This is a genomic window from Phyllobacterium lublinensis, assembly GCF_020164435.1.
GTDB lineage: Bacteria > Pseudomonadota > Alphaproteobacteria > Rhizobiales > Rhizobiaceae > Phyllobacterium > Phyllobacterium lublinensis.
On sequence record NZ_JAIUDQ010000001.1, the window covers coordinates 284,845 to 310,756 of the forward strand.

The following is a 25,912-nucleotide window of genomic DNA, read 5'->3' on the forward strand; positions in this document are numbered from 1 at the left end:
TTCGAATGACCGTTCATGATCAGGAACTGACCGACGCGGCCGGTTGCCACCCGATGTTTCTGGGTGTGCCGTCCAGCGTGGAGTTCAACAAGCTGCGCAAGCGTCTGTTGCGCAATGCGCGTCAGGCGCTCGATGATTTCGCCATGGTCAAGCCCGGCGAGCGCTGGCTGGTCGGGCTGTCCGGCGGCAAGGATTCCTACGGACTGCTGGCGCTGCTGCTTGATCTCAAATGGCGGGGTCTGTTGCCGGTGGAATTGCTCGCGTGCAATCTCGACCAGGGCCAGCCCAATTTTCCAAAACACATCCTGCCGGATTTCCTCAAAGCGCACGGCATCGAGCATCGCATCGAATATCGCGACACCTATTCGGTGGTGACAGACAAGATTGCCGAAAACCAGACCTATTGCTCACTCTGTTCGCGGCTGCGTCGCGGACATCTTTATCGTGTGGCCCGGGAAGAGGGGTGTTCGGCGCTGGTGCTCGGCCACCATCGCGAGGACATCGTCGAAACCTTCCTCATGAACCTTTTCCATGGCGGGCGCCTCGCTGCCATGCCGCCCAAACTCGTCAATGACGAGGGCGATCTGATGCTGCTGAGGCCGCTCAGCTATTGTGCCGAGGACGATCTTGAGAAATTTGCCGCGGCCATGCAATTTCCGATCATTCCCTGCGACCTCTGCGGGAGCCAGGATGGGCTGCAGCGCAACATGATGAAGGCGATGCTTGCCGATATTGAAAAGCGCATGCCGGGCCGCAAGGAAACAATGATCCGGGCCCTGGCCAATACCCGCCCCAGCCACCTGCTCGACCGCAGGATCTTCGACTTTGCTGGTTTGGGTGAGAAATAATCACCAGATCTGGCAAAACTGCCATTGCGTGGTTCGTAGCTCGACAGGCTCGCTATGATGAAGCTTACCATGAGGGAGGTGGTGGGCTCGTATTAGGGGAATAGTTTGACGATGGCTGCAATGGCCGCAACTGTTGCCACGGAAGTCTCAAAGAAAAACCCGCCCACGCGCACTGTAAGATGGAGCGTTAGCAACTCCAGCGCGGTATTGAGATCGGATTTCGTTACGAGTTCGGGATGATGAAATCCCTTGCGGCTTCTGCCTGCGCCTTGGCGAGAGCGGGGCTAAACCCGCCTTGTTCCAATCTCAACGCGTAACCCAATGTATCAAATGAGATCGTCCTGATCAGCCCTTCATAACATTTGTGTGTTAGGCAATGGACTTGCGGCCAGCAATTCAACCAAAGTCGGTTTTCTCAATCGTGGCTCGGATGCGGCCACAGTCTCAAACCGGCCTGTGGTGCGCCTGGAACAGTTTACCCCGCTCTGCGACCAGCACGAAGACCAGCGCGATCAGCGACAACACGAAAAAGCCCATGACCAAGGGCAGTGTCGTGCCATCGAAAGCCTGGCCGATCAGTGCGCCAATAGCGCCGCCGCCTGCCGTGCTCATGAAGCCCAATACGGAGGAAGCCGTACCCGCCACGTGGCCCAGCGGTTCCATGGCCAGCGCATTGAAGTTGGAGCCGATCCAGCCGAACTGAAACATTGCCAGGGCGAACAGCAGCAGGTAGAGCGCAAACGGTGTCGGATGCGGTCCGAACAGGGTCAGCAGCAGCCAGATCCCGGAGATGCCGAGGAAGGCAAGGAGTGCTCCATGTGACAGGCGCCGCATGCCAAAACGACCGACAAAGCGCGAATTCACAAAGGCGGAGAACGCCATCATGATCGCGACGGCGGAGAAGGCGACGGGAAACCAAACGCCGAGTTCATAGATGCCGACATAGATCTGCTGCGCCGAGTTTATGAAACCGAACAGGGCGCCGAAGATGAAGGAATTGGCCAGCGTATAGCAGAGCGCCACGCGATTGGTGAGGACGATCCTGAACCCCTGTGCCACTGATTTCAGCGTAAAGGGACGCATGTCCGCGGGGTCGAGTGTTTCCGGCAGCCGGAGACACACCCAGATCAGGACTGCAGTGGCAACGACTGCCATGAAGATGAAGATCAGGTGCCAGTTGCCAAACAGCATGACCGCCTGTCCGGTGCCGGGCGCTATGACAGGAACGATCATGAAGACCATCATGATGAGCGACATCACCTCGGCCATGCTACGGCCGCCATAGACGTCGCGCACGATGGAAATGGTGATAACGCGTGTTGCCGCTGAACCAATGCCCTGCAGCAGCCGGAAAAACAGCAACGACGTAAAACTGGGGACAAAGACGCAGGCGAGCGCCGAGACGACATAGACGATCAGCCCGGTGAACATCGGCACTCTGCGGCCGAACCGGTCGGAAATCGGACCATAGAACAGTTGTGATACGGCAAAGCCCATCAGATAGGCAGAGATCACGTATTGTCGGTGGTTTTCGCTGGCCACGCCGAGGCTGGCGCCGATCTGCTGCAGGCCGGGAAGCATGATATCGATGGCAAGGGCATTGATCGCCATCAGCATCGCCATCATCGCGATGAATTCAGCCTTGCCCATCCCCTTGAGGCGCGCGGCAGATGTTTCAGCGGAGGCATCCATGATCAAAACCTGCAAAAGCAAACAAAGACAAAGGCGTCGGAACGGCCGACGCCTTTCGAAACGAGGTTCCGGACCAATCCGGAACCAGTTGAATTTATTGCGTAATCAGGCGGCCTTGGTGGCGACGCCCTTTTCGCTGAGGAGGGTCTGCAACTCGCCCGCCTGGAACATTTCGCGGATGATGTCGCAACCGCCCACGAATTCACCCTTCACATAAAGCTGCGGGATGGTCGGCCAATTGGAATAGTCCTTGATGCCCTGGCGCAACTCGCTGGAAGACAGCACGTTCACGCCCTTGTAATCGACTCCGACGTAGTCAAGGATCTGCACGACCTGACCGGAAAAGCCGCACTGCGGAAAACCGGGCGTGCCCTTCATGAAGAGAACAACGTCGTTGCTCTTGACCTCGTTGTCGATGAATTCATTGATACCGCTCATTTCGGCAACCTTTCACCCCAGGTTGTGACGACTCGTCACTTCATGGTTCAATTGTTTTCTTCTTTTACAGATAGCGCTTCAATTTTGTCAAAACAAGGCTGGTCACGGTGTCATTTCGTATCATTGTCGCCGTTAGCGCATTCACTGCCACAGTTGCGGCGGGGCTATTCGCGATAACGGGGCATTGGCGGCCAGTTCCGTCCGGAGATTCCATGACTTCGCTTCCATTCGACCGCAAAGACCTGCCGCTTCCTTGCCGGACCCTCGATTTCGAGGGTAGTGGCCATGTCGTCTGCGAACTCGATCTTCGTTCATATGACATACGCCTTGCGCTCAACGGGATTGATGGCAAGCCCTATGGCTCGCTTGCTTCGTTCATCGCGGGGCAACGGCTATCAGCACCGCTTGTCCTTTCGATGAATGCCGGCATGTACGAGCCGGATATGAGGCCGGTCGGCCTTCATGTCGAGGACGGGCGAACCATCGCACCCCTCAACACCAATCCCGGGGAGGGCAATTTCTACATGGAGCCGAACGGCGTGTTCTTCGTCAGGCATGACGGCACGGCCGGTATTCTTTCGACCCGCGCCTATGCCAAGGATAGGCCCAACGCCCGCATGGCCACGCAGTCGGGACCAATGCTGGTTATCGAGGGCAAGCTGCACCCTCGCTTCGAGCCGAACGGCACGTCACGTTTCATTCGCAACGGCGTGGGCGTCCGCGATGTGCATACGATCATCCTCGCCATATCAACCGAGACGGTCAGCCTCGGACGTTTTGCGCGTCTGTTCAGGGACGAACTCGGTTGCTCCGATGCGTTGTTCTTCGATGGGATGATTTCTGCCCTGTCCAACGAGCGGAAGACGTTGATTGGCGGAGCCGATCCAGTTGGGCCGATCCTCGCGGTCTATGGAAAGGGGTAGGCGGAAGCCGTACTCTATTCCGGCGCGCTCGTCTGCAAGGCGAGCGCATGCAGAACGCCGCCCATGTTGCCCTTCAACGCGTCGTAGACCATCTGATGCTGCTGCACGCGTGATTTGCCGCGAAAGCTCTCCGCGACAACTTCGGCTGCATAGTGGTCGCCATCGCCCGCCAAGTCACGGATCGTTACTTTTGCGTCCGGAATGGCGTCTCGAATCATTTTTTCGATATCGCGCGCGTCCATTGCCATCTCGTTCTCTCCTCAGGCGGCCTGTGTCTTTTCGTCCGCCCGACCGCTCATATAGTCAGGGAACCACGATTCGTGTGCTTGTGTCAGGTCTGCTACAGATATGGAGAGCAGGCGCGCGATCGTCAATGCATTGCCGCCAACCGTTCCGAGTTTGCGGAACGGAACGCCGCATCCTTCGGCATTCAGAAGTACCGTATTGGCAATGTCGGGCGCGGCGGCGACGAGGTAGCGCGCCTGGTCTTCGCCGAAGAGCAACGCATGCGGTGCACCCTCGCCAATGTCGACATTAGCACCCTTGCCGGACGCGATGCACATCTCGCCGAGCGCAATGGCAAGGCCGCCATCGGACAGGTCGTGGCAAGCCGTCACCTGTCCGTTGCGGATGGCGGAACGGACGAAATTCCCGTTGCGCTTTTCGCACGCCAGATCAACCGTTGGAGCCGGGCCGTCCGCGCGGCCATGCAGATCGCGCAGGTAGATCGACTGGCCGAGGTGCGTGCCATCGCCGCCGAGTAGGATCAACACGTCGCCCTCCCGCATGCCGCCGATCTTTGCGGTCTTGCTCCAGTCAGGAATGAGGCCGACGCCGGCAATGGTCGGGGTTGGCAGGATTGCCTGGCCATTGGTCTCGTTGTAGAGCGAGACATTGCCCGAGACGATGGGGAAGGCGAGTGCACGGCAGGCATCGCCGATGCCGCCGACGGCCTTCACCAGCTGGCCCATGATCTCGGGCCGCTCGGGATTGCCGAAATTGAGGTTGTCGGTCGCGGCAAGCGGTTCGGCGCCGACAGCGGTCAGGTTGCGCCAGCATTCGGCAACGGCCTGCTTGCCACCCTCATAGGGGTCGGCCTCGCAATAGCGCGGCGTCACATCGGAGGAGAATGCCAGAGCCTTGGTCCTGTGGCCCTCGACACGTACCACGCCGGCATCGCCGCCCGGTACCTGCAGCGAATTGCCCTGGATCAGCGTGTCGTATTGCTCATAGACCCAGCGGCGCGAGGAAAGGTCGGGCGATCCGATCATCTGCAGCAGCGCTGCACCATAGTCTTCGACTTCCGGCACATTGGCGGCAGGCAGCGGCGCGTGCTTGCCCGGTTCCATCCAGGGGCGGTCATATTCGGGAGCCTGGTCGCCGAGATCCTTGATCGGCAGATTGGCGACTTCCTCGCCATCGTGCAGCACACGGAAGCGCAAATCGTCGGTCGTGTAGCCGACAATGGCAAAGTCGAGGCCCCATTTCCTGAAGATGGCCTCGGCCTCTTCCTCTTTTTCGGGCCGCAGCACCATCAGCATGCGTTCCTGGCTTTCGGAAAGCATCATCTCGTAGGCGGTCATGCGCTCTTCGCGCACCGGCACGGAATTGAGGTTGAGTTCGATGCCGAGATTGCCCTTGGCCCCCATTTCGACGGCCGAGCACGTCAGGCCGGCAGCGCCCATGTCCTGAATGGCGATGACAGCACCGGAGGCCATCAGCTCGAGCGACGCCTCGAGCAGGCACTTTTCGGTGAAGGGATCGCCCACCTGGACAGTCGGCCGCTTCTCGTCAATCGCATCATCGAATTCGGCGGAGGCCATGGTTGCACCGCCAACGCCATCCCGGCCGGTCTTGGCGCCGAGATAAACGACGGGGAGGCCAACGCCCTTGGCTTCCGACAGGAAGATCGCATCGGTCTTGGCAAGGCCGGCCGCAAATGCGTTGACCAGAATATTGCCGTTGTAGCGCGCGTCGAAATTGACTTCGCCGCCAACGGTCGGCACGCCGAACGAATTGCCGTAGCCGCCGACGCCTTCCACCACGCCGGAGACGAGGTGACGGGTCTTCGGATGCGACGGCTCGCCGAAGCGAAGCGCATTCATCGCCGCAATCGGCCGTGCACCCATGGTGAAGACATCGCGCAGGATGCCGCCGACGCCCGTTGCCGCGCCCTGATAGGGCTCGATATAGGACGGGTGATTGTGGCTCTCCATTTTGAAGACGACGCAATCGCCATCGCCGATATCCACGACGCCGGCATTCTCGCCCGGTCCCTGGATGACCTGCGGGCCCGTGGTCGGCAATGTCCGCAGCCACTTCTTCGAGGATTTGTACGAGCAGTGTTCGTTCCACATGGCGGAAAAGATGCCAAGTTCGGTAAAGCTCGGCTCGCGCCCGATCAGATCGAGGATGCGTTGGTATTCGTCCGGCTTCAGCCCGTGCGAGGCAACGAGTTCCGGCGTGATCTTGACAGTGTTGGAAATGGTCATGGGTCCTGGAATTTCCGTGCGCGGTTCGACTAGCTCACCTTAGGGGCGGCTTTTGCCCTTCTTTAACGCATGTAGTGCTGCGGCGCGACAGGAAAATGGGTGCAATCAACAAAGAGGGTTGCGGCGTAACGGAGCGGCCTTGCCCGGTTGGCATGGCGGGCATAAGGTCCACTTTCAGGGAGTATCGGGTGGAGGAGTTCGAAACATGGGCAGGCTGGCTGGCAAGGTGGCAATCGTTTCCGGCGGTGCGACAGGAATGGGCGGCGCAGCGTCAAAACTCTTCGCGGCCGAGGGGGCGAAAGTCGCCATTGTCGACCGTAATGTCCAGGCGGCCGCGGCAACCGTGGCAGAGATAACCGCCGCCGGGGGTGTCGCCGATTATTTCGTCGCTGACGTTTCCGATGAAGCGCAGGTGCAGAAGGCAGTTGCTGATACGGCGCGGAAGTTTGGCAATGTGACCGTTCTGTTCAACCATGCCGGCACGATCGTCATCAAGCCGTTCCTTGAAACCACGCTGGAAGAATGGGAGTGGCTGCACGCCGTCAATGTGCGCTCCATGTATCTGATGACACGCGCCGTCATCCCGCAAATGCTGGACGCCGGCGGCGGTTCGATCGTGTGCACCTCTTCCATTTCAGCGGTTGCTGCCACGCCGATGGAGGTGCTCTACGATACGACCAAGGGCGCGTGCCACATGTTCGCCCGGGCCATTGCGGTGGAGTTCCGCGACCGCAAGATCCGCTGCAACGCCGTTTGCCCGGGTTTCATACGCACGCCGCATGGCCTGCGCGAGGTCGACGAGCTGCAGAAGCGGGGCGTCGATGTCTCGGACGAGGCGATAATGGCGGCCCAGGGGCGGATCGGCGAGCCGGAGGAGGTGGCCCGTGCCGCATTGTTCCTGGCCAGCGACGAGGCAAGCTTCATTACCGGCACGCATCTCTTCGTCGACAATGGATTTACCGCGATCTGAGCAGGTTTCTGCACGTGGTACAGATCCGGTACTGGATAATCCCGCCCTTCTCGTGTGAAACTGTCATCGGGTCACCGGGAGTGCAGGTCGAAAGACCTGATCTAGGGAGAGACGACAATGCCAGCTTTCTTAATTGCTGACGTCAAGATAACAGATGATAAATGGGTGCCGGAATATGCAGCCGCAGTGCATGACATTGTTCACAAGCATGGCGGCAAGTATCTGGCACGCAGTGGCAATATCGAGGTTGTGGAGGGCAAGCCGCTGGAGACGACCCTCATCGCAATTTTGCAATTCCCCTCCACTGAAGCCGCACGCGCTTTCGCCAACGATCCTGACTATGCCCGCTTTGCCAAGGCTCGACAGGACGGCAGCGACAGCCGCTTCCAGCTCATCGACGATACGGACATTGCCGGAACAATCCCTTATCTTGGCAAGGGGTGAGTTGCCGGTTTAATCGGCCTCGAGCTGAACCCGCAGGCGCGAGCCTGTGGCTTCAGCGACCTTTGCCAATGATTTGGTAGAGGGCATCGTCGTGCCTCTCTCCCAACGAGCCACCATCGCTTGGGAAGAACCGATCCTGGCTGCCAGCTGCGCTTGCGTGAGATTCGCGCGATGGCGTGCTTCGGCAATCGCAAAGGCGATTTCCATCTCCGGCCCAATCTTGTGATAAGCTTCTCGAAATGCTGGATCAGAATTCCAGCGTTCTTTCAAAGTTTTGAACGGAATGGTCATCAGGTCACACTTTTCGCCCGTTCCTCCGCCAGATCAAGCCATCTTTGCGGCGTTTTTTGTCCCTTTTTTATGAATGCTGCAACAATCACGATTCGGGAACTTCTCGCGGTGACGTATAGAGCCCGCCCTTCCTTTCCGCTGGCACCGGGACGCATTTCCCATATTTTGCCACGGAGGTGTTTGACATGCGGCTCTCGCAATCTTGCCAGTCCCACCAACTCCATCCGTTCAACTATCCTAACAAGCGCGGCCCGCACATCGACCGGCCACGCATCAAGTTCGTCTGAAATGGCGTCGTTCAGAATTTCAACTCGCCATCTCATAGGGCAACATCTAATATCAAAAAAAGCATAAAGGCAATCTGGAAGAATCAAGTGCTTGTTGAAATCAATGCACAATAGCGATCAGGCTAATGTTGAACAATTAGCTGATAGTTCAAGAATAACTGTCGTAGCTCGCATTGTCCGTCTCCATGAGGCGTCGCAGGATTGTGAATCCTTGCTTCAACTCGTCGCGCGTCGTCGGAATGGTGATGCCCAGCCTTACGCGATGGAACACCTTCTCGGTACGTCCCGGCTTGAACTCGTCTTCATCGTCGATGAGCACGCCTTCGTTCAGCGCGGCGTTCTTGAACGTCCCTGAAAGCCATGGGTCAGGCAGCTTCATCCAGAGGAACGGAGCCAGCGGCTGCGACGTGAAGTCCATTCCGGCGAATGCCGACCTCGCAATCGCCTCGCGCACCACAATCTCCTCGCATACCTTGGTGCGGATTGCATCCGCATCGCCGGAATTGACGATCTCGGCGGCAAGTTCCGCCATCATGAATGGCATGCCGCCGGAAACCATCTTGTGGGCGGTCAGGACGCGTGCAGCAAGATGCGGCGGGCAGGCGACCCAGCCGCCGCGCACACCAGCAGCAACGGATTTTGACAGGCCGCCAATGTGGAATGTCCGCTCGGGCGCTAGATCGGCAATCTTGACGTGATCGTGCATCATCAAAGATCCGTAAATCTCGTCCTCGATGATCCAGACATTGTAGCGGCGGGCAATCTCGACAATCGCGCGGCGATCCTCCTCAGGCATGGTGGCAGCTGTAGGGTTGTGAAGCGATGGCATCAGGAAGACCAGCTTCGGGTGCTGCTGGGCACAATGCCGCTCGAAATCGTCCGGCGTGAGACTGCCATTTTGCGTCTGCATGATGATGCTGCGGCGGCCCATCAGGTTCACGCTTCGGGCTGCGGAACTGTAGGTCAGGTCCTCGAAGGCAATCCTGTCGCCAGGAACGGTAATTGCCGCGATCACGGCCAGGATCGCCGAATGCGCACCCAGGGTCGGCACGACGGAAGACGGTTCGGGCACCCAGCCGGCGGCTGAAAGCCATTTGCTGCCTGCCTGCTGCCAGGATGCGGGTAGGGTGCGCGAATAGCTGGCGATCTCGCTCGGATAACGCTTGGTAATTTCCGCCAGGAGCCGTTGCATGGTTGCCGATTGGCCAACCTCGATCGCCGCCGTGCTGTCCATGCGAATCCTGCCGGGCTGGATCGTGGCGCTACGGGTGCCGCCGAAGGGCTCCGTACGTGTGACGGGCAGAGCCAGCGACGTTTCCCTTGGGTCAGTCACATAGGTTCCGCGCCCTACCTCGCCGCTGACCAGACCGCGCTCGCGGATAAGGTTGTAGGCACGGCCGACCGTGCCGATCGTCACGCCGATATCGAAGGCGAGGTTGCGCTGCGGCGGCAGTTTAGTACCGGGCGCAAGAATGCCTTCGGCAATGTCGGTTTCAATTCGATCGGCAAGCTGCAGGTAAAGCGGGCCTTTGCCAGGTTCAAGTTCAGGGAGCCAATTTGTCATGGTGACAATTATAATATTGCGATTCCAATTGAGTCAATTCATATAACAATCGCACCCAAAAAAGTCAATGTGACCTCCCAAGGACAATGACAATGAGCACAATAGATACAATTAGAGCGTCGGATAGCGCTTCGACTGGCGTTCCTTCAACGGAAAATCGCGGATTGTTCCATTTGTCTTCCAGGCTGATTGAATGGTTGAACAATGCAATGGTCAAGCACCGGACACGCCAGCACCTTAGCGAATTGAGCGATGACATGCTTGACGATGTCGGGATTGCCCCATCGCAGGCTCGTCGCGAAATCAAGCGGCTGTTCTGGGATTGATGCCAGCAAAGGCCGGCCCCCTGCTTCACACCGATGAACGTTTATCGAGAATTCCATGGAGGCGAATATGGGTCGATATCTTGATCCCCCCAAGGCCCCTCATGCGGGGTTGGTACATACTGTTCACGGCGCCACATTTGGCCGTTTTGCCGGCTGGCTGGAGCGTGCGGCGTCTAGGCGCCGCACCAGGCTTGAGCTTGGTCGTCTCGGAGATGACGGTCTTAAAGACCTCGGCCTGACGCGCGACCACGTCGAAGCCGACCTTGGCAATTACTTCTAGAAGCTGGGGCGCATTTTCCGCACAATGCCAACGCATCATCTTTTGGTGCGGAGCTAAGCGCGTCCTCCGCAGGATGAATCGCCACCTGCCCAGCGGCGCACGTCGGCTGCAATGCGGTTGCCCGCAGGATTGCTCATCAGGGGGCCGAAGGCTTCGACCTTGGCTGGATTGCCTTCGGCGTGGACAACGAGCAGCGGACGTCCGCCTGGATTGCTCGCCGGCACGACCAGAATGCGTGGTCGTCCGGAAAATGAGTTCAGTTCCGGCGCAAGCCGATAGGGCTTGAAGCTTGAATCTCCGGATTTGAACCAGCAACTGTTGGCGGCAAGCGCGACGCGCTCCATAGTCGGAAGCGCAGCTTTGTCCGAACTGAACGCCAGCGAACCCGGGCCCGGCTTGCTGGCCGTCTGGCATCCGGTAAGTGCCGCAAGCGAAATCAATAGGGCTGCAGAGCACACTGCAGTGCCAGCAATTGGCATCTTCATTCTCATTCTCCACTCATGCACCGCGCGTCCCTCGGAAAACAAGGGACGCGGCGGCGCTGCAAAATCGGGGATTCACGCAGACTCGAGTTCACTCTCGAACACTTTGAGTCCGTCCGTCATTTCGTACCAGACCAGCGATAGCACCGGATCCTGAACAATCAGTTGCTGATAGGCATCAAAATTGGGGAATGGCTCGAGCAGGTCGTTGCGACCCGACAGCTTGCGGAAATTGTTGAAGACGAAACGGGTCGGGGTGAGCCAGGCATCGGCCAGCGTCATTTGCTCGCCGAGGGCGTAGGGGCCGTGACCAAGGCGTTTTTCGACCTCCGTCAGGCCAATCTCCATCTGCTTGTAAAGCTTGGAGATCCGCGCCTCATCCTTGGACTTGAAGTAAATCAGCTCGAACAGTTCCATGACCGGCGCAAGGACCTCAAGCTCGGCAGCGCGTGCCGTCATGCGCACGATGGCGCGATCCCGGGAATCGGCGGGCAGCAGCGACGGTTCAGGGAAATGTTCCTCCAGATATTCCGCGATCACCGAGGCCTCGATGATCGTGAGGCCGGAGCCCGTGATCAATACGGGGATCCGGTTGAAAGGCGATATGGCGCGAAATTCTTCCGGAATCGGGACACCCGGCGGCGGCGCAACGATCTTGATGGGGGCTTGTTTGTAATAGGCGATGCAGCGGACGATGGAGGAATAGGGAGATAGCGGCCGCGAGTACAGTTTCATTCCGGGGGTCCTCCATTTGAGCGCCGTTCCAACGCACTCCCCGTTGAAACGGCATTTTTCAAACGTATAGGATTTTGCTCAGGCGGCAACCCCAAGAACGCCAGCAAACAATGCACGCCCGTCGGTGCCGCCATGCGCAGCCTCGATCAAGTTCTCCGGATGCGGCATGAGCCCGAGAACGTTGCCGCTCTCGTTGATGATGCCTGCAATATCATTGATCGAGCCGTTCGGATTCGCGCCTTCCGCATAGCGGAACACGACCTGACCATTGCCTTCGATGCGCGCCAGGGTCTCTTCATCGGCAAAGTAGTTGCCGTCATGATGGGCGACCGGGGTGCGTATGATCTGGCCGTGCGAATAACCGCGGGTAAAGGCCGTGTTGGCGTTCGTCACCTCGAGCTTGACCTCGCGGCAGACAAACTTCAGCGAGGCGTTGCGCATCAACGCGCCGGGCAACAGGCCCGCTTCGACCAGGATCTGGAAGCCGTTGCACACGCCCATCACCATCACACCCTTGGCGGCCTTTTCACGGATCGCCTGCATGACAGGCATGCGGGCAGCAATCGCGCCGCAGCGCAGATAGTCGCCGTAGGAAAAGCCACCGGGGATGACGATCAGGTCGACATCGGGAATGTCCGTGTCTGTTTGCCAGACCGTTTGCGGCGCGACGCCGGAAATGTTGGTCAGCGCCGCGATCATGTCGCGGTCACGGTTAAGGCCGGGAAGGAGAACGACTGCTGATTTCATGGGTGTGGTTCAAACCTTGCTTGTGCTTCTGCGAGTTCCCGAAGATCGAGGCGATCTACAATTTGGCCGACAGTACCATGCAGGTTATTGACGTCACCCTGCAGCAAATGAAGATGATTGCGGATGCTGACATTATCCTGTCGCAGCTCGCGAACGTTACCCTTCAAATTGGATACATCGCCCTGAATATTCCTGAGAACCTCGTAAATCAAATCCTGCGTCACTTCGACCATGGCGAATCCTTGAAACGTCATCAATCAATGGCGAAACTATAATCTTCGATCACGGTATTTGCGAGGAGCTTTTCGCACATCGCCTTGAGGCTTTCCTCCGCCTTGGCGCGATCCTTCGTGTCGAGTTCGACATCGAAGACCTTGCCCTGGCGCACGGATCCGACGCCATCGAAACCAAGGCTGCCCAGCGCACCGACAATTGCCTTGCCCTGCGGATCAAGAACGCCATTCTTCAAGGTTACAGTGACACGTGCCTTCATCGACTTGTCTTCTCCAGTGCTATTTGACCAATACCGGTCCGGTCGGGCGGTTGAGTTCGTTTTCATTCATGATGCCGAGACGGCGCGCAACCTCCTGATAGGCCTCGATGAGGCCGCCCATGTCGCGGCGGAAACGGTCCTTGTCCAGCTTTTCGGCAGTCTGGCTGTCCCAGAGCCTTGCGGAGTCCGGCGAGAACTCATCGGCGAGCACGATGCGCATCAGGTCGCCTTCATAAAGACGGCCGCATTCGATCTTGAAGTCGACGAGCTGGATGCCGACGCCCAGAAACAGGCCACTGAGGAAATCGTTGACGCGGATGGCGAGCGCCATGATGTCGTCGATCTCCTGCGGAGCCGCCCAGCCGAAGGCGGTAATGTGTTCTTCCGACACCATCGGATCGTCGAGCTCGTCATTCTTGTAGTAGAACTCGATGATCGAGCGCGGCAGGACGGTGCCTTCCTCGATGCCCAGACGCTTGGCAAGCGAGCCGGCGGCAATGTTGCGCACGACCACCTGCAGCGGAATGATTTCCACTTCCTTGATCAGCTGCTCGCGCATGTTCAGCCGGCGGATGAAATGCGTCGGAATGCCCATGCGGTTCAACTGGCTGAAGATATATTCGGAAATGCGGTTGTTCAGAACGCCCTTGCCGTCGATGACCTCGGTCTTCTTGGGGTGAAGCACGGTCGTATCGTCTTTGAAGTGCTGGACGAGAGTGCCTGGTTCTGGTCCTTCGTAAAGGATCTTTGCTTTGCCTTCGTAGACACGGCGGCGACGGTTCATTGCGGATTCTCTGGTATTGGAGTTATCGGTCGGCCCCGGTTCTTAGGCGTGCCGTCATGTTGGCGCGCTAACTATCTTAAAAGCAAGCATTCTACAATCATCCTTTGTGGAGCACCCACGTTTTATGGGATATAGGCAGACTATGGTGCTTATACGACAATGTGACGTGGGCCCGTCGTTCCTGTATAATTTGAGACTTTCGATTTTCTGGAGAACGGCTATATGAAACTGGAGAACTATGAACATCGTGGGTCTGCCTGAAAAACGCCCAATGCCAGGATGTATATAGCAGTCGAATGACCCAATGATTTTGCGGGAGCAAGTGAGGATGACAATGGAAGATCGCAAGAACGCCTTTGAAAACAAGTATGCGCATGACGCAGAAGTGCGTTTCAGGGCGGAAGCCCGGCGGAACAAGCTTCTCGGCATCTGGGCGGCGGAAAAGCTCGGCAAGACTGGCGAAGAGGCCGATGCCTATGTGAAGGATGTCATCAAGGCGGACTTCCAGGAAGCCGGCGACGACGACGTCTTTCGCAAGATCCGTGCGGATTTCGATGCGGCCGGTGTCGACACGTCCGATCATCGCATCCGCCGCACGATGGAGGAACTGATGATCGAGGCAATCCGCCAGGTCGAAGGTTCCTGATCCTTTTTCACCTTGTACGACCATGCGAAAGCCGCCTTCCTTAGGCGGCTTTTTTCTTTTAAAAACATAGGCATAAAGTCGAATATTCACCGCCGTTAAAGGGTGCTACGTTCGATTCTGAGGGGCTGATCCCGCGTTATTTTTCAAGGAGTTAAAACCATGTCTGGCAGTATTTTTAAGGTTACTTAACTTGAGCGGGGACGGTCCGGACTACATGTTCCGCGTCAACGCCGTCGGATTGACGGCGAGCGACTTCAAACTTTAGTTATCAGTCCAACGATCGCGATGGTTGCTTGCCCGCCTGAGTTGGACGGGTCGTGACAGATAGCGCTTGACGTCTGCGGTTGCGGTTCGCAAAGTATCGCGATCCGCAACAGCAGCGATTCCAAGAAGCGCGAGAAGCGGTTTTCCCGGAATCGCCCAAACATGAAAAGATAGGGCAGTTCGTGCTCTCTGACGCGCAAATGCCCCTGGATAAGCCATGTCACTTGCATCACGCCTGAGGGCTGGAGAAATCATCTATTCGGGCTGGTCCAGCCTGACCGATCCACTGGTCATGGAAGCGCTCGCCCGTACACCGCTTGATGCCGTTCTCCTCGACATGCAGCACGGCGCGCATGATACGGCGAGCATCGTCTCGCTCGTCGGCATCCTCCGCTCTGCCCAGAAGCATGCCATGGTGCGCGTTCCTGTCGGACGTTTCGACATGGCGAGCCGCGCGCTCGATTTTGGCGCGGACGGGGTTGTCGCGCCCATGATCAACAGCGCGGACGATGCACGGCTCTTTGCCAGGGCGATGAAATATCCGCCGATCGGCGAGCGTTCGTGGGGACAATTGCGTGGCCGTCCCGGCAGCTATGGCTCGGGCGGGTCGGGCGGCTACCTGCGCGAGGTCAATGAGGCGACGCTTGCATTCGCCATGATCGAAACACGCACCGCGTACGACGCACTCGACGATATATTGGCCGTGGACGGCATTGATGGCGTTTTCGTCGGCCCATCGGACTTTTCCATTGCATGGAGCAATGGGCAGGAGGTTGATGCAGGTTCCGAGGCCATCATTGAACCCCTGTCCATGATTGCAGCCAAAGCGAAGGCAGCAGGCAAGCTGTGTGGCATCTATGGCGCAACCCCGTCGCTGGCCAAACGATTCGCCGGGCTCGGCTACAGCTATATCCCGCTGGCCGTGGACACCGCGTACCTCACCCTCGGCGTGCAATCACTGCTTGATGCAATCAAAAGCTAGGCCAGGACCGTGAACGGTCGTTAAAGCTCAGTCGCCGCTGGTCCGGCGTGCGGTTTGTCGCCGGCGTCCTCGGCGACGATTTGATATCCCTGAGCGATAAGTTGCAGTTTCATTTCCTCGAAATGGCGTTTGAAACCATTCTCGACCTGAACCTGCGGATAGCGCCATCCCTTTTCATAGGCCTGGATAAGCAGGTCGGCATAGGCGCGGGCGCTCCACATCCGGACTACCTCCTCGGGGATTGCCGGTTTGGGGTGGTTTGCTTCCTGTGGCCAAGCCGAGACCGGCGCCAGAATCAAGAGCATTGCTGCCAGAATTTGCGTTCTCATGGGACCCTCTCTTCGGCCGGTTGGGGCGGCAATAATCGGAGCCCCCTTGTTGGCGATGATACGGACAGGAGATCCTCGGCGGCATCGTGCAGATGTAGTGTTTTTAAGCCGGACATGGTGTATTTTGGCTTTTTGTGATCAGCGGGCGATTGGGGGATTGTAGCGCAGTGTCCAGCCACGACATCCAAACCGCTCCAAATGCGGAACTGTCGACGCGCGAGCTGGTGGTCGCGAAAAAGTTTGCCGAGGGAATGACCTACCGCGAAATCGGTACAGCGCTCTTTATCTCGCCTTCAACTGTCCGAACGCATCTGTCAGTCATCTATCAGAAGCTCGGTATTCACAACAAGCTGGCGCTTGCCAATCATCTTATGGGGCAACTGAAGCAAAACGCCACTCCAGCCGCTTCGGTTGTCCGGCTGAACAATAGCTCCGGGCCGCCAATCATAGCGGTGCTGCCATTTGAAAACCTGGGCAGTGGCGCGCGCTGGGCGCTTCTCGCGGATGGCCTCGCAACCGACATCATCGCCAATCTTGCGCGCTACCCCGACCTTGCCGTGATTTCCCGCATGACGATGTTGGCATTCAAGGGGCGGCGCGATGATCCGCGCGTGATCGGCCGTGAGCTGAATGCCGACTATCATCTTGAAGGGAGTCTGCAGGCCACTGAAAGTCAGGTGCGCATTGCTGTGCAACTTGTTGACAGCCATAGCGGTTCGTACCTGTGGTCGGCCCGCTACGACCGGCCCGCGGACGATCTTTTCGCCATACAGGATTCCGTCACTGAAAATATTGTCAATGTACTAGCCGGCTGCAGCGGCAAGCTCGCCCATCTTCGGCGAAACGTTGCCCGTCTCAAGCCGCCGGCGAGCCTCGGCGCCTATGAATGCCATCTCCTTGGCGTCGAGCAGCTCAACATTTGTTCCCGCGCTTCAAATGCGGAAGCGATCCGGCTTCTGTCACACGCCGTCATGATCGACCCCTGCCTTGCCCGGGCGTGGATGGAGCTGGGGTTCGCCTATGCGGTGCAGGGGAGCAACGGCTACGGGGATGATCCGGTATTATCGCTAACCAATTTCATCCACTGCGCCAACAAGGCCCTGTCGCTCGATCCTGGTGACAGTATCGCGCGCCAGGCGGTCGGGGACCTCCGTGCCTGCGATGGCGATTTTGCCGGTGCCGTCGAAGAAAATACAATGGCGCTTGCGGCCGCGCCGAATGACGGTGACATCCTGGCGCTCGTTGCCGGCAGCCGGGCGCTTGCAGCGGGCAATCCGGAAGAAGGCTATGACCTGATCAATCGCGCAATTACTATCAATGCACTGGCCCCGGCCTGGTATTTCAGCATGCTCGGCCGTGTAACCTTTGTGCTGGGACGCTACCGGGAAAGCGTGGCCGCATTCCGGCGGGCTCCCGATATGCCGTCTGGCTTCATGTTCCGGGCAATGGCACATGCCATGCTGGGGGAACAAGCTGAACTCGAGATATGCGTTAGCCGTCTGGTGCATGCATCTGCGGACCTTACGCCTGAAGACTTCATCACCGGCTATCCGGTGACCAATCCGCCCGCTTTGGTGGCGATCAGGCAGGGCGCGAAACGGGCCGGATTGGCCTGAGGTCGACCTGTCTCTAAAGCCGTGACAGGAACTGCGCGAAAACCATCGAGCCTTCCGGCCAGGGACCGTGTCCGCTTTCGGCGTTAAGGTGGCCGGATTCTCCGGCATCGATGATCATCGACCCCCAGGCGGCTGCAAGATCGTCCGCAACCTCATAGCTGCAATAGTGATCGTTGCGGCTGGCGACGACGATGGAAGGGAAGGTAAAAGGATCGCGCGGGTAGGGCCCGAAGGTCATGAGATGCTTCGGCCGGATTTTCGGGTTGGAAACGTCCGGCGGGGTGACCAGGAATGCACCTTTGACCTTGTCGCCAATCTCGGGAATGGCGTGAATGAAGGTAGGCACGCCGAGCGAATGGGCGACGACGACGACAGGCCGTGTTGCATCATTGATCGATTTGACAACTTCAGCGACCCAGTCCTCGCGCACGGGCTTCGTCCATTCCGCCTGCTCGACCCGGCGGGCCGTGGAGAGCTTTGACTCCCAGCGCGTCTGCCAGTGCTCGGGGCCGGAATTGGTGTAACCGGGAACAATGAGGATGTCTGCGTCTTTAACTTTCATGGGTCCGTATTTAGGAAGAATGAAAAAAGTTCGCAATACGCGCAATGGTCCCATGCGACGGTACGCCCCTCGAAACAGACTGTATGGCGCAGCTTACCTCGCGCCTTTGCGCGCACTCGATGGTAGAATCCGGTTGATTCTATCACGGAGACAAGCATGACGATCCTGGTCACAGGCAGTTCCGGTCATCTGGGTGAAGCGCTCGTCCGCTGCCTGCGGGAGAGAGGGCGCCCGGTTGCCGGACTCGATATCGTGGAGGGTCCGTTTACCACACATGTCGGCTCGGTTCTGGATCGAGCCCATGTCCGCAATTGCATGGAAGGCGTGACGACGGTCTTTCACGCAGCAACATTGCACAAGCCGCATGTTGCGACGCATGCGCGCCAGGAGTTCATCGACACCAATATTACCGGCACGCTCAATCTCCTTGAAACAGCGGCGGCGGCGCAGGTCCGCGCCTTCATCTATACCAGCACGACGAGCGTCTTCGGCGATGCCCTTGTGCCGCCGGATGATGCGCCGGCAGCGTGGATAACTGAGGATGTCACGCCGATCCCGAAAAATATCTATGGCGTTACCAAGGCTGCGGCCGAAGATCTCTGCCAGTTGTTCTACAGGAACCAGGGACTGGCGACGATGGTCCTGCGGACGTCGCGGTTTTTTCCCGAGGAGGATGACAACGCCAAAGCCCGCAGCGAAAGGTCCGACCAAAATATCAAGCTGGTCGAATTCCTCTACCGGCGGGCGGATATCGAGGACATCGTCAGCGCACATCTTCTGGCAGCGGAGAAAGCTCCCGAACTCGGCTTCCGCCGCTATATCATCAGCGCTACGACACCGTTTACGCGTGACGATCTGCGCGATTTGCGCGATGACGCCCCGCGCGTGGTGGGGCGCCGCGTTCCTGAATACGCGGCCGAGTTTGCGCGGCGCGGCTGGACCATGCTGCCCGGCATCGACCGCGTCTATGTCAATGAGCGCGCCCGCTTTGAACTGGGATGGGAGCCGAGATATGATTTCCCGTACCTGATCAAGCGCCTGAAAGCGGGCGAGGATATACGCAGTCCGCTGGCCCGGCTGATCGGATCAAAAGGCTATCATGCGGAGAGCTTTTCCGAAGGGCCGTACCCCGTAGAATAGGTGCGGTTCATGCACATATACTTGCCGGTGGCGGCGATCGATGCAGCCAACCCCGTCCCTCATGGTGAGCCCGTCACAATATGTAAGTCGAAGCTAACGTTTGGCGGGCACTATCCTGACGACATTGCCCCAGGGATCGACGATCTCCCGTTCGCTCTTGGCGTCGGCAGAACTGAACTCGGCCCAGGCGAGACCGGACCGGTCATTGTCGCGGCGGCCCGCGCCACGGCTCTGCCAGGAGTTGGCCGCGACGTGATGGTGATAGCCCCCGGTCGACATGAACACGGCGCTGCCGCCAAATCCTGCAACCGTCTGCAGGCCGAGCTCATTTTGCCACCAGCTTTCGGCTTCCTTGGCATCGCCGACGCGCAGGTGCAGGTGTCCGACCATCGTGCCGTCCGGTGCGGCGGCCCAGGGGACATCGCCGCCCGGTTCGCCCAAAAGGTTGCCGACGTCCAGTGCCTCGGTTCCCATCTGTATCGACGCGCCGTTCCACTTCCATTCCTGTTGCGGCCGGTCAGCGTAGATTTCGATGCCATTGCCCTCCGGGTCGGTCAGATAGATCGCTTCGCTGACGAGATGATCGGAAGCGCCGGTGATTGGAGTCTGCCGATCGATCGCGCGTCGCGCCCAGCGGGCAAGATCGGCGCGGGCCGGCAAAAGGAAAGCGGTATGGTAAAGACCGGCGCTGTGCGGATCATCGGCACGAACTGCCGAAGCCTGCTCGATCTCGAGCAGCGGCGTCTCGCCCGCGCCAAGAATGACCGACTGACCCTTGCGCGCAACTTCGCGCAAGCCAACGACATCCTGATAATACTTTGACAGCGTGTCGGCGTCCTTCGCCTTTATGCCTACCTTTGACACAAAGGTTGGAGCGGTGCCTGCAAAGGAAATCTTGTCCATTTTCGTCTCCGCGCGGGTATGTCCCGCCGTTACGGCCAGCGTGACAGCACCACCAACTACAACCCGCCGCGTGAGCTTCATGCATGTACCTTCGTAACATAATTGTTTCGTTGTACATAAGCTCGGCTTATTCCGTTTCGGAGACAAGCCCGGTGCGAGCGAACAGCTTGTTCAACAATGTTGAACGAGGCGTCGTGCATTGTTTACCAATGCAAGCCATTGCAAGGTTTGAATGAGAGCCACTAACCGGCCGCCAATCCGCTGCGTACCGTGTGGTACGGCGAGGCGCCCGAACATGTTTCGACATGGCAATTCACGGCCGGAAAGCTAATTTAACGATCGTTCAATTAACCTTGTGGCCTTCTGGCCTTTTACTGGCGGTTTGCGCCCATTTTGCCTGGCGTAGCCGCCACTCCGGCGGCTACTTCGACTAATACTGATCGAATTTGGCAGAGGATTCGTCGATTCTTGAGGAGAGATCGGCGAATTTCGACTGATTTTTTCAACCAGCAGCTTTGTTTCAGTTGTTGCCAGTTGCGCCAAACACGCGCTCGAAGATCGTATCGACGTGCTTGGTGTGGTAGCCGAGATCGAACTTTTCGCGAATGGTCTCCTCGGAAAGTGCAGCCCGGACATCGGCATCGCCGAGCAGTTCTTCCTGGAAATCCTTTCCTTGTTCCCAGACCTTCATGGCGTTGCGCTGAACCAGACGATACGAATCCTCGCGTGAAACGCCCGCCTGCGTCAACGCCAGTAGGACGCGTTGCGAGTGGATCAGGCCGCGGAACTTGTTCATGTTTTTCAGCATGTTGTCCGGGTATACCAGCAATTTCTCGATGACGCTGACCATGCGGGCAAGGGCGAAATCGAGGGTGATTGTCGCGTCCGGACCGATCATGCGCTCTACCGAGGAATGAGAAATATCGCGTTCATGCCACAGCGCGACATTTTCCATGGCGGGCAGGGCGAAGGCGCGAACCATGCGGGCGAGTCCGGTCATGTTCTCGGTCAGGACCGGATTGCGCTTGTGCGGCATGGCCGACGAGCCTTTCTGGCCCGGCGAGAAATACTCCTCGGCCTCCAGAACCTCGGTCCGCTGCAGGTGGCGGATCTCGACGGACAGCCGTTCGATCGACGAGGCGATAACACCGAGGGTTGCAAAGTACATGGCATGGCGATCCCGTGGGATCACCTGCGTCGAAACAGGTTCTGCCTGCATTCCCAATGCCTTGGCGACATGTTCTTCGACGCGTGGATCGATATTCGCAAAGGTGCCTACAGCGCCGGAGATGGCGCAGGTTGCAATTTCCGCGCGTGCTGAAACGAGCCTGGTGCGGCAGCGATCAAACTCTGCATAGGCCTGCGCCAGCTTGACGCCGAACGTCGTCGGTTCGGCGTGAATGCCGTGGCTCCGGCCGATGGTGACGGTGTCCTTATGCTCGTAGGCGCGCTTCTTCAACGCGGCCAGAAGCTTGTCCAGGTCCGCGAGCAGAATGTCGCTGGCGCGCATCAGTTGCACATTGAAGCAGGTGTCGAGCACGTCGGAGGATGTCATGCCCTGATGAACAAAACGGGCGTCCGGTCCGACGATTTCCGCCAAATGTGTCAGGAAAGCAATGACATCGTGCTTGGTTTCCCGTTCGATTTCATCGATGCGATCGATATCGAACGTGGCTGCGCCGCCCTTTTCCCAGATGGTTTTCGCCGCTTCCTTGGGGATGACTCCGAGTTCGGCCAGTGCGTCGCAAGCATGCGCCTCGATTTCGAACCAGATGCGGAACTTTGTTTCCGGGGACCAGATTGCGACCATTTCAGGCCGCGAATAGCGCGGGATCATATGTTTTCCTGTCGGCGATATATTGTGGGCTTATTGGGGGGTCTAGCAGACCGGAGCCGATCACTCAACGCTGCTTTTGACCGGCTTTGCAGAGTTGCGCCGCTATCGACGTTTCGTCACCGCCAGCCAACGATGGTTGGGGCCTTCGAAGCCCATCGCGCGGACTGCAATCATCACTGCGATCACCGGCTTGCCGCCCTCTGGGTAATAGGTCTGGACGGCGCCGATACTATACCCCTGCGGACAGCCACGACTTGCCGGAACTGTGGTGTCCGCATGCAGCAATTCGGGTTTCGCAGCTGGTGTTTCTTCCAGAAGCGTCAGGCGGAAGCCCTTGATTTCGCCAACGTTTTGGCAAGTCTCACTCGCGGGGACATCGACCTCTTCAAGTTGAATCGTCAGCGCCGGGTCGATCGCCGGAAAGACCGGGCGGGGATTGATCCGCACTTTGAAGGGGTCGGCCGACAGTTCGGTCACGGGGTTGACGGCGACGGTCTGTCCGGCGTTTGCGCGCAGTTCCTGATCGGTTAGAGAGGTGACACCCTGCGCATCCAGCCCTGCCTTGCCGCGAGCACTTTCCAGTGGGGCCGCTTCATCGTCCAGCCTAACCCGAACCGGGGTTTTTGGCAGGAAGGTGTCATTTGCCGTATCGATGTAGAACCGGTTGGCATAGGGGAAGCCGGAGCCATCCTGCACGCCATATTCCTCGAATGCGAAAACCCCTCCATCCTTGGAAAAACCAAGGATATCAAGCTTCGCGGCGTCGCCAGCCTGTGCGACCAGGGGCCAAGCGCCCATGAACAGGGCAACGATCATGGCTTGGCGGAGGCGGCGATACATCGTGCCTATCCTTTACATGCGTTGCGGATGAGGTCGATATTGGCGCGATAGGCGGTTTCCGTTCCGCCCTTGTAGACTGCCGAACCAGCGACGAGCGCGTTGGCCCCGGCGGCCGTGGCCAGAGGCGCCGTTTCGGCGGTGATACCGCCGTCGACTTCGAGGTCGATTGGCCGATCACCGATCATCTGTTTGATTCTACTTATCTTTTCCGGCATCCCGCTGATGAATTTTTGCCCGCCGAACCCGGGATTAACGGTCATGACAAGGATGAGATCGACGTCGTTGAGCACATACTCGATGGCCGATTCCGGTGTCGCGGGGTTGAGCGCGACGCCGGCCTTCTTGCCCAGGGCGCGGATGGCCTGCAAAGAGCGGTGCAGATGCGGTCCGGCCTCGGCATGGATGGTGATGATATCCGAGCCTGCCTTGGCAAAGGCTTCCAGATAGGGGTCGCAAGGCGAAATCATGAGGTGGGTGTCGAAGATCGCGTCCGTCAGAGGGCGGATCGATTTCACGACGTCGGGACCAAACGTGATGTTGGGAACGAAGTGCCCGTCCATGACGTCGATGTGGATCCAGTCGGCACCAGCCTGCAAGACGGTGGTCACTTCCGAACCGAGCCTGGAAAAGTCCGAAGCGAGTATGGACGGGGCGATGACGAGCGGACGGCTCATGGATAGGTCTCCGGTATGAATTTTGAGCGCCGGTTACCACGGGTAATGCGCTGGCACAATCGAAACCGCGTCAGAGACGGGACCGCCAAACGGGATGCGGGTCATTTTCGGCCGGTGTTGCAGCATACACGCCGCGCGCCACGGCACGTGACATGGTCGAAGCGGCGATGGCGCACAGATCAATGAATTCAGCAACTTCCGGCGTCCGGCCGCTAGCCCCTGTCGCCAGCGCAAACACAAGATCGCCATCGAAAGGCGTGTGAGACGGCCAGATGGCCCGCGCAAAACCGTCATGGGCGGCAATGGCAAGGCGCTTTGCCTGGCCCTTGTTCAGGATCAGATCAGTGGCAATGACGCCGATTGTGGTGTTCGCTTCCAGAGCCGTGTCGTCGAATTTGGTCCGTACCGCGACCGCATCGGCAGGCAATGGATGCGGCAGGCCAAGTCCACCGTATTCGTCGCCGATCTCAAACGGGGATGCCCAGAAGTGCCTGCTTTTGCCGACTGTTACCGAGCCCAACGCGTTGACGGCGACAAGAGCGCCAATAGTCGTGCCGCTTGCGAGCAATGACGAGGCCGACCCCAGGCCACCCTTTAGCCCGGCGACCGTGGCTCCGGTACCGGCGCCGACTGACCCAATTTCGAAGTCGCGCGAGGCGGCGTGCACGGCCGCGTGACCAAGCTCACGATAGGGAGGATATCTGCCCCATTCCTTATGACCGCCATTGAGCATATCGAAAAGGATGGCGGCTGGAACGATCGGGATGCGCTGCGTGCCCACCTCAAAGCCGATGCCCATTTCCCGCAGCGCCGCCTGGACTCCGGAAGCGGCGTCGAGCCCGAATGCCGATCCGCCCGACAGTACCAGGGCGTTGATCGCCTCGACAGTGTTATGCGGCTGCAGAAGATCGGTCTCGCGCGTTCCTGGAGCACCGCCAAGCACTTGTACCGCCGCAGTTGCAGGGCTGTCGCAGAGAATGACTGTCGTTCCGGATTTGACCTTGCTGTCCGAAGAATTGCCCACGCTCAGTCCTGCGACGTCTGTAATGAGATTGCGCGAACCCGCCCGGATTGCCATCAATTGGTCTCCAGCACGAACTGTGTGCCATCGTATTTCTGCAATCGATAGGTGTCGGCGATCCGTTCGCCAGCATTGTCGAATTGCATGGATCCGAGGGCGGTCTCGAAAACATTCTTGCGTAGCAGTTCCGTCAACGATCCGGCCTGTGACTGCGCCATCGTCAGCGCCTGTATTGCCACTTCCACGGCCGCAAAGGCGGGCAAAGTATAGCCTTCAGGGACTTTTCCAGCGAGTTCGATGGCATTCCTGGCATTGCGGGCACTTTCCAGCAATTGCGGTTCGCGTGGCGCGATCATGAGCGTTCCGATGGCAAGGCCATTGCCCATCGCATTGAGTGCCTCGCCACTCGCTATGACGAGGGGATAATCAAGCGCCACCGCGCTTCGGCCAATGGCTGCAACATCGTCGCGTTCACCGCCGACAAAGACTTGGGTAGCGCCGGCGCGCTTCAGTCGCCCGACAAGCGCGTTCTGGTTGTCCAGGCCGGGTCTGTAGGTATCGGCGAAAACCGGCTTCAGACCTTTTTCCTCAAGACGGGCGCGGACACCCGATGCCAGTTCACGGCCAAAGATCGTGCCGTCATCGATGATGGCGAAGGGCAAGGAACGCCAGCGGTCGGCAAGGATATCGCCTGTTTCCACGGCCTCGTTGCGGTCGGAGGGCGCAATCCTGAATACCGGGTAAGGCTGTTCGGAGCGCAATTCCGTCAGGGTCTGCGACCGGATGGCCGGCGTGATGACGGGAATTCCCTTTTGGCTGAGAATGGGAAGGGCGGCCTCGAGAGATTCCGCGCAAAGAAAGCCCACGACGATCACAGCATTGGCCTGGACCATTTGGGTTGCCGCTGCGGCGCCGCCGGCGGCATTGCACTGGTCGTCGGCTGCCGCGATCGATACGGGCTGGCCGTTCCTGTTTGTCGCAACTGCGATGGTTGCGCCGTCGAGCACTTGCGTACCAAGGCGCGCAAAGGAGCCGGAAAGCGGCGCAATAACACCAATCTTGTCTTCCGCATATGCGACACTGCAGAACAACAGGCAGAGGCCAAACGTTGCGGTGCGTATCATGGAACTCATTGCGAAAATGCCGTTTCCTCTTGAATGGTAAGCGCTTACTCGTTTTCGGTAACTGTTTCCTTCACTCTGCGCAATGCGGACCTATATAAAAGGAAACATATCGGAAAAAATATTCGGGCCCTATGGTTGCGGCGTGCGTTGAGATAGTGATGCTTTATGTAACGGAAAC

Annotated in this window: 31 protein-coding genes; 10 read left to right on the forward strand and 21 right to left on the reverse strand. The window is 58.5% G+C overall.

The window, feature by feature from the left end; translation table 11 throughout:
• Positions 1-5: 5 nt before the first annotated feature.
• Positions 6-848 carry a tRNA 2-thiocytidine(32) synthetase TtcA gene (gene ttcA, locus K9U38_RS01350; protein ID WP_224492537.1) on the forward strand — a complete coding sequence of 281 codons (843 nt, stop codon included), beginning with the start codon at positions 6-8 and terminating at the stop codon, positions 846-848.
• Between the two features lie 444 nt (positions 849-1,292).
• Here ttcA and K9U38_RS01355 read toward each other — a convergent pair whose 3' ends face one another.
• Entirely contained in the window at positions 1,293-2,498 is a 1,206-nt protein-coding gene (locus K9U38_RS01355; RefSeq protein WP_255606906.1) for a multidrug effflux MFS transporter, read from the reverse strand.
• 147 nt (positions 2,499-2,645) lie between these two features.
• Positions 2,646-2,978, reverse strand: coding sequence for a Grx4 family monothiol glutaredoxin (gene grxD, locus K9U38_RS01360; protein WP_224492538.1), 333 nt, complete (start codon positions 2,976-2,978; stop codon positions 2,646-2,648).
• 212 nt (positions 2,979-3,190) lie between these two features.
• Here grxD and K9U38_RS01365 point away from each other — a divergent pair, with 212 nt between their 5' ends.
• A complete protein-coding gene (locus K9U38_RS01365) occupies positions 3,191-3,901 on the forward strand; it encodes a phosphodiester glycosidase family protein (protein ID WP_224492539.1) in 711 nt (236 codons plus the stop codon).
• Positions 3,902-3,915: 14 nt separating this feature from the next.
• Here the strand turns inward: K9U38_RS01365 and K9U38_RS01370 are convergent, their stop codons facing one another.
• Together K9U38_RS01370 and purL are read right to left on the reverse strand one after the other, a co-directional pair.
• Positions 3,916-4,149 carry a BolA/IbaG family iron-sulfur metabolism protein gene (locus K9U38_RS01370; protein WP_099998651.1) on the reverse strand — a complete coding sequence of 78 codons (234 nt, stop codon included), beginning with the start codon at positions 4,147-4,149 and terminating at the stop codon, positions 3,916-3,918.
• Between the two features lie 12 nt (positions 4,150-4,161).
• The gene (gene purL, locus K9U38_RS01375) at positions 4,162-6,393 is read right to left on the reverse strand and encodes a phosphoribosylformylglycinamidine synthase subunit PurL (protein ID WP_224492540.1); all 2,232 of its coding nucleotides are present in this window, start codon (positions 6,391-6,393) and stop codon (positions 4,162-4,164) included.
• A 205-nt stretch (positions 6,394-6,598) separates the two neighbouring features.
• Here purL and K9U38_RS01380 point away from each other — a divergent pair, with 205 nt between their 5' ends.
• Together K9U38_RS01380 and K9U38_RS01385 are read left to right on the forward strand one after the other, a co-directional pair.
• Positions 6,599-7,363, forward strand: a complete 765-nt coding sequence (locus K9U38_RS01380) for an SDR family NAD(P)-dependent oxidoreductase (RefSeq protein WP_224492541.1) — start codon at positions 6,599-6,601, stop codon at positions 7,361-7,363.
• 117 nt (positions 7,364-7,480) lie between these two features.
• Entirely contained in the window at positions 7,481-7,807 is a 327-nt protein-coding gene (locus K9U38_RS01385) for a DUF1330 domain-containing protein (protein WP_224492542.1), read from the forward strand.
• Between the two features lie 9 nt (positions 7,808-7,816).
• Here K9U38_RS01385 and K9U38_RS01390 read toward each other — a convergent pair whose 3' ends face one another.
• The 3 genes from K9U38_RS01390 to K9U38_RS01400 all read right to left on the reverse strand — a co-directional run bounded on the left by K9U38_RS01390 (position 7,817) and on the right by K9U38_RS01400 (position 9,949).
• Complete coding sequence (locus K9U38_RS01390) at positions 7,817-8,098, reverse strand: helix-turn-helix domain-containing protein (RefSeq protein ID WP_224492543.1); 282 nt, start codon at positions 8,096-8,098, stop codon at positions 7,817-7,819.
• Positions 8,098-8,421 carry a type II toxin-antitoxin system RelE/ParE family toxin gene (locus tag K9U38_RS01395; RefSeq protein ID WP_224492544.1) on the reverse strand — a complete coding sequence of 108 codons (324 nt, stop codon included), beginning with the start codon at positions 8,419-8,421 and terminating at the stop codon, positions 8,098-8,100. The genes K9U38_RS01390 and K9U38_RS01395 overlap by 1 nt, the downstream gene beginning before the upstream one ends.
• 112 nt (positions 8,422-8,533) lie before the next feature.
• Positions 8,534-9,949, reverse strand: coding sequence for an aminotransferase-like domain-containing protein (locus tag K9U38_RS01400; protein ID WP_224492545.1), 1,416 nt, complete (start codon positions 9,947-9,949; stop codon positions 8,534-8,536).
• Positions 9,950-10,041: 92 nt separating this feature from the next.
• Between K9U38_RS01400 and K9U38_RS01405 the strand changes: the two genes are divergently transcribed.
• Both K9U38_RS01405 and K9U38_RS01410 read left to right on the forward strand, forming a co-directional pair.
• A complete protein-coding gene (locus K9U38_RS01405) occupies positions 10,042-10,275 on the forward strand; it encodes a DUF1127 domain-containing protein (RefSeq protein ID WP_224492546.1) in 234 nt (77 codons plus the stop codon).
• Between the two features lie 67 nt (positions 10,276-10,342).
• Positions 10,343-10,555 carry a DUF1127 domain-containing protein gene (locus K9U38_RS01410; RefSeq protein WP_224492547.1) on the forward strand — a complete coding sequence of 71 codons (213 nt, stop codon included), beginning with the start codon at positions 10,343-10,345 and terminating at the stop codon, positions 10,553-10,555.
• A 53-nt stretch (positions 10,556-10,608) separates the two neighbouring features.
• Here the strand turns inward: K9U38_RS01410 and K9U38_RS01415 are convergent, their stop codons facing one another.
• From K9U38_RS01415 to purC, 6 genes are all read right to left on the reverse strand, one after another.
• A complete protein-coding gene (locus tag K9U38_RS01415; protein WP_370631799.1) occupies positions 10,609-11,040 on the reverse strand; it encodes a hypothetical protein in 432 nt (143 codons plus the stop codon).
• A gap of 72 nt (positions 11,041-11,112) precedes the next feature.
• Positions 11,113-11,772 carry a glutathione S-transferase family protein gene (locus tag K9U38_RS01420; protein ID WP_224492548.1) on the reverse strand — a complete coding sequence of 220 codons (660 nt, stop codon included), beginning with the start codon at positions 11,770-11,772 and terminating at the stop codon, positions 11,113-11,115.
• Positions 11,773-11,850: 78 nt separating this feature from the next.
• The gene (gene purQ / locus K9U38_RS01425) at positions 11,851-12,519 is read right to left on the reverse strand and encodes a phosphoribosylformylglycinamidine synthase subunit PurQ (protein WP_224492549.1); all 669 of its coding nucleotides are present in this window, start codon (positions 12,517-12,519) and stop codon (positions 11,851-11,853) included.
• Complete coding sequence (locus K9U38_RS01430) at positions 12,516-12,752, reverse strand: hypothetical protein (RefSeq protein ID WP_224492550.1); 237 nt, start codon at positions 12,750-12,752, stop codon at positions 12,516-12,518. The genes purQ and K9U38_RS01430 overlap by 4 nt, the downstream gene beginning before the upstream one ends.
• Positions 12,753-12,772: 20 nt before the next feature.
• Positions 12,773-13,012, reverse strand: coding sequence for a phosphoribosylformylglycinamidine synthase subunit PurS (gene purS, locus K9U38_RS01435; protein ID WP_224492551.1), 240 nt, complete (start codon positions 13,010-13,012; stop codon positions 12,773-12,775).
• A 19-nt stretch (positions 13,013-13,031) separates the two neighbouring features.
• Positions 13,032-13,796 carry a phosphoribosylaminoimidazolesuccinocarboxamide synthase gene (gene purC / locus K9U38_RS01440; RefSeq protein WP_224492552.1) on the reverse strand — a complete coding sequence of 255 codons (765 nt, stop codon included), beginning with the start codon at positions 13,794-13,796 and terminating at the stop codon, positions 13,032-13,034.
• Positions 13,797-14,124: 328 nt separating this feature from the next.
• Between purC and K9U38_RS01445 the strand changes: the two genes are divergently transcribed.
• Positions 14,125-14,442, forward strand: coding sequence for a DUF1476 domain-containing protein (locus K9U38_RS01445; RefSeq protein ID WP_224492553.1), 318 nt, complete (start codon positions 14,125-14,127; stop codon positions 14,440-14,442).
• Positions 14,443-14,923: 481 nt separating this feature from the next.
• Positions 14,924-15,688 carry an HpcH/HpaI aldolase family protein gene (locus tag K9U38_RS01450; RefSeq protein WP_224492554.1) on the forward strand — a complete coding sequence of 255 codons (765 nt, stop codon included), beginning with the start codon at positions 14,924-14,926 and terminating at the stop codon, positions 15,686-15,688.
• A 20-nt stretch (positions 15,689-15,708) separates the two neighbouring features.
• Here K9U38_RS01450 and K9U38_RS01455 read toward each other — a convergent pair whose 3' ends face one another.
• Positions 15,709-16,017, reverse strand: a complete 309-nt coding sequence (locus K9U38_RS01455; RefSeq protein ID WP_224492555.1) for a hypothetical protein — start codon at positions 16,015-16,017, stop codon at positions 15,709-15,711.
• A gap of 167 nt (positions 16,018-16,184) precedes the next feature.
• Here K9U38_RS01455 and K9U38_RS01460 point away from each other — a divergent pair, with 167 nt between their 5' ends.
• Positions 16,185-17,633 carry a LuxR C-terminal-related transcriptional regulator gene (locus tag K9U38_RS01460; protein WP_224492556.1) on the forward strand — a complete coding sequence of 483 codons (1,449 nt, stop codon included), beginning with the start codon at positions 16,185-16,187 and terminating at the stop codon, positions 17,631-17,633.
• Positions 17,634-17,646: 13 nt separating this feature from the next.
• Here the strand turns inward: K9U38_RS01460 and K9U38_RS01465 are convergent, their stop codons facing one another.
• Entirely contained in the window at positions 17,647-18,195 is a 549-nt protein-coding gene (locus K9U38_RS01465; protein ID WP_224492557.1) for an RBBP9/YdeN family alpha/beta hydrolase, read from the reverse strand.
• A gap of 156 nt (positions 18,196-18,351) precedes the next feature.
• Between K9U38_RS01465 and K9U38_RS01470 the strand changes: the two genes are divergently transcribed.
• Complete coding sequence (locus K9U38_RS01470; protein WP_224492558.1) at positions 18,352-19,335, forward strand: NAD-dependent epimerase/dehydratase family protein; 984 nt, start codon at positions 18,352-18,354, stop codon at positions 19,333-19,335.
• Positions 19,336-19,428: 93 nt separating this feature from the next.
• Here K9U38_RS01470 and K9U38_RS01475 read toward each other — a convergent pair whose 3' ends face one another.
• From K9U38_RS01475 to K9U38_RS01500, 6 genes are all read right to left on the reverse strand, one after another.
• Positions 19,429-20,238, reverse strand: a complete 810-nt coding sequence (locus K9U38_RS01475; protein ID WP_224492853.1) for a VOC family protein — start codon at positions 20,236-20,238, stop codon at positions 19,429-19,431.
• A 520-nt stretch (positions 20,239-20,758) separates the two neighbouring features.
• On the reverse strand, positions 20,759-22,075 hold the full coding sequence (gene purB, locus K9U38_RS01480) for an adenylosuccinate lyase (RefSeq protein WP_224492559.1): 1,317 nt from the start codon (positions 22,073-22,075) through the stop codon (positions 20,759-20,761).
• 102 nt (positions 22,076-22,177) lie between these two features.
• Entirely contained in the window at positions 22,178-22,915 is a 738-nt protein-coding gene (locus K9U38_RS01485) for a DUF2259 domain-containing protein (protein ID WP_224492560.1), read from the reverse strand.
• 5 nt (positions 22,916-22,920) lie between these two features.
• A complete protein-coding gene (rpe, locus tag K9U38_RS01490; protein ID WP_224492561.1) occupies positions 22,921-23,589 on the reverse strand; it encodes a ribulose-phosphate 3-epimerase in 669 nt (222 codons plus the stop codon).
• A 70-nt stretch (positions 23,590-23,659) separates the two neighbouring features.
• Positions 23,660-24,667 carry a P1 family peptidase gene (locus tag K9U38_RS01495; protein WP_224492562.1) on the reverse strand — a complete coding sequence of 336 codons (1,008 nt, stop codon included), beginning with the start codon at positions 24,665-24,667 and terminating at the stop codon, positions 23,660-23,662.
• On the reverse strand, positions 24,667-25,743 hold the full coding sequence (locus K9U38_RS01500) for a branched-chain amino acid ABC transporter substrate-binding protein (RefSeq protein ID WP_224492563.1): 1,077 nt from the start codon (positions 25,741-25,743) through the stop codon (positions 24,667-24,669). The genes K9U38_RS01495 and K9U38_RS01500 overlap by 1 nt, the downstream gene beginning before the upstream one ends.
• Between the last annotated feature and the right edge of the window lie 169 nt (positions 25,744-25,912).

Excerpts from the sequence above, each read along its gene's own strand:
- ttcA (WP_224492537.1), top strand. The coding sequence starts at position 6 with ATGACCGTTCATGATCAGGAACTGACCGACGCGGCCGGTTGCCACCCG.
- K9U38_RS01355 (WP_255606906.1), bottom strand. The coding sequence starts at position 2,498 with ATGGGCAAGGCTGAATTCATCGCGATGATGGCGATGCTGATGGCGATC.
- grxD (WP_224492538.1), bottom strand. The coding sequence starts at position 2,978 with ATGAGCGGTATCAATGAATTCATCGACAACGAGGTCAAGAGCAACGAC.
- K9U38_RS01365 (WP_224492539.1), top strand. The coding sequence starts at position 3,191 with ATGACTTCGCTTCCATTCGACCGCAAAGACCTGCCGCTTCCTTGCCGG.
- K9U38_RS01370 (WP_099998651.1), bottom strand. The coding sequence starts at position 4,149 with ATGGCAATGGACGCGCGCGATATCGAAAAAATGATTCGAGACGCCATT.
- purL (WP_224492540.1), bottom strand. The coding sequence starts at position 6,393 with ATGACCATTTCCAACACTGTCAAGATCACGCCGGAACTCGTTGCCTCG.
- K9U38_RS01380 (WP_224492541.1), top strand. The coding sequence starts at position 6,599 with ATGGGCAGGCTGGCTGGCAAGGTGGCAATCGTTTCCGGCGGTGCGACA.
- K9U38_RS01385 (WP_224492542.1), top strand. The coding sequence starts at position 7,481 with ATGCCAGCTTTCTTAATTGCTGACGTCAAGATAACAGATGATAAATGG.
- K9U38_RS01390 (WP_224492543.1), bottom strand. The coding sequence starts at position 8,098 with ATGACCATTCCGTTCAAAACTTTGAAAGAACGCTGGAATTCTGATCCA.
- K9U38_RS01395 (WP_224492544.1), bottom strand. The coding sequence starts at position 8,421 with ATGAGATGGCGAGTTGAAATTCTGAACGACGCCATTTCAGACGAACTT.
- K9U38_RS01400 (WP_224492545.1), bottom strand. The coding sequence starts at position 9,949 with ATGACAAATTGGCTCCCTGAACTTGAACCTGGCAAAGGCCCGCTTTAC.
- K9U38_RS01405 (WP_224492546.1), top strand. The coding sequence starts at position 10,042 with ATGAGCACAATAGATACAATTAGAGCGTCGGATAGCGCTTCGACTGGC.
- K9U38_RS01410 (WP_224492547.1), top strand. The coding sequence starts at position 10,343 with ATGGGTCGATATCTTGATCCCCCCAAGGCCCCTCATGCGGGGTTGGTA.
- K9U38_RS01415 (WP_370631799.1), bottom strand. The coding sequence starts at position 11,040 with ATGAAGATGCCAATTGCTGGCACTGCAGTGTGCTCTGCAGCCCTATTG.
- K9U38_RS01420 (WP_224492548.1), bottom strand. The coding sequence starts at position 11,772 with ATGAAACTGTACTCGCGGCCGCTATCTCCCTATTCCTCCATCGTCCGC.
- purQ (WP_224492549.1), bottom strand. The coding sequence starts at position 12,519 with ATGAAATCAGCAGTCGTTCTCCTTCCCGGCCTTAACCGTGACCGCGAC.
- K9U38_RS01430 (WP_224492550.1), bottom strand. The coding sequence starts at position 12,752 with ATGGTCGAAGTGACGCAGGATTTGATTTACGAGGTTCTCAGGAATATT.
- purS (WP_224492551.1), bottom strand. The coding sequence starts at position 13,012 with ATGAAGGCACGTGTCACTGTAACCTTGAAGAATGGCGTTCTTGATCCG.
- purC (WP_224492552.1), bottom strand. The coding sequence starts at position 13,796 with ATGAACCGTCGCCGCCGTGTCTACGAAGGCAAAGCAAAGATCCTTTAC.
- K9U38_RS01445 (WP_224492553.1), top strand. The coding sequence starts at position 14,125 with ATGACAATGGAAGATCGCAAGAACGCCTTTGAAAACAAGTATGCGCAT.
- K9U38_RS01450 (WP_224492554.1), top strand. The coding sequence starts at position 14,924 with ATGTCACTTGCATCACGCCTGAGGGCTGGAGAAATCATCTATTCGGGC.
- K9U38_RS01455 (WP_224492555.1), bottom strand. The coding sequence starts at position 16,017 with ATGAGAACGCAAATTCTGGCAGCAATGCTCTTGATTCTGGCGCCGGTC.
- K9U38_RS01465 (WP_224492557.1), bottom strand. The coding sequence starts at position 18,195 with ATGAAAGTTAAAGACGCAGACATCCTCATTGTTCCCGGTTACACCAAT.
- K9U38_RS01470 (WP_224492558.1), top strand. The coding sequence starts at position 18,352 with ATGACGATCCTGGTCACAGGCAGTTCCGGTCATCTGGGTGAAGCGCTC.
- K9U38_RS01475 (WP_224492853.1), bottom strand. The coding sequence starts at position 20,238 with ATGGACAAGATTTCCTTTGCAGGCACCGCTCCAACCTTTGTGTCAAAG.
- purB (WP_224492559.1), bottom strand. The coding sequence starts at position 22,075 with ATGATCCCGCGCTATTCGCGGCCTGAAATGGTCGCAATCTGGTCCCCG.
- K9U38_RS01485 (WP_224492560.1), bottom strand. The coding sequence starts at position 22,915 with ATGTATCGCCGCCTCCGCCAAGCCATGATCGTTGCCCTGTTCATGGGC.
- rpe (WP_224492561.1), bottom strand. The coding sequence starts at position 23,589 with ATGAGCCGTCCGCTCGTCATCGCCCCGTCCATACTCGCTTCGGACTTT.
- K9U38_RS01495 (WP_224492562.1), bottom strand. The coding sequence starts at position 24,667 with ATGGCAATCCGGGCGGGTTCGCGCAATCTCATTACAGACGTCGCAGGA.
- K9U38_RS01500 (WP_224492563.1), bottom strand. The coding sequence starts at position 25,743 with ATGAGTTCCATGATACGCACCGCAACGTTTGGCCTCTGCCTGTTGTTC.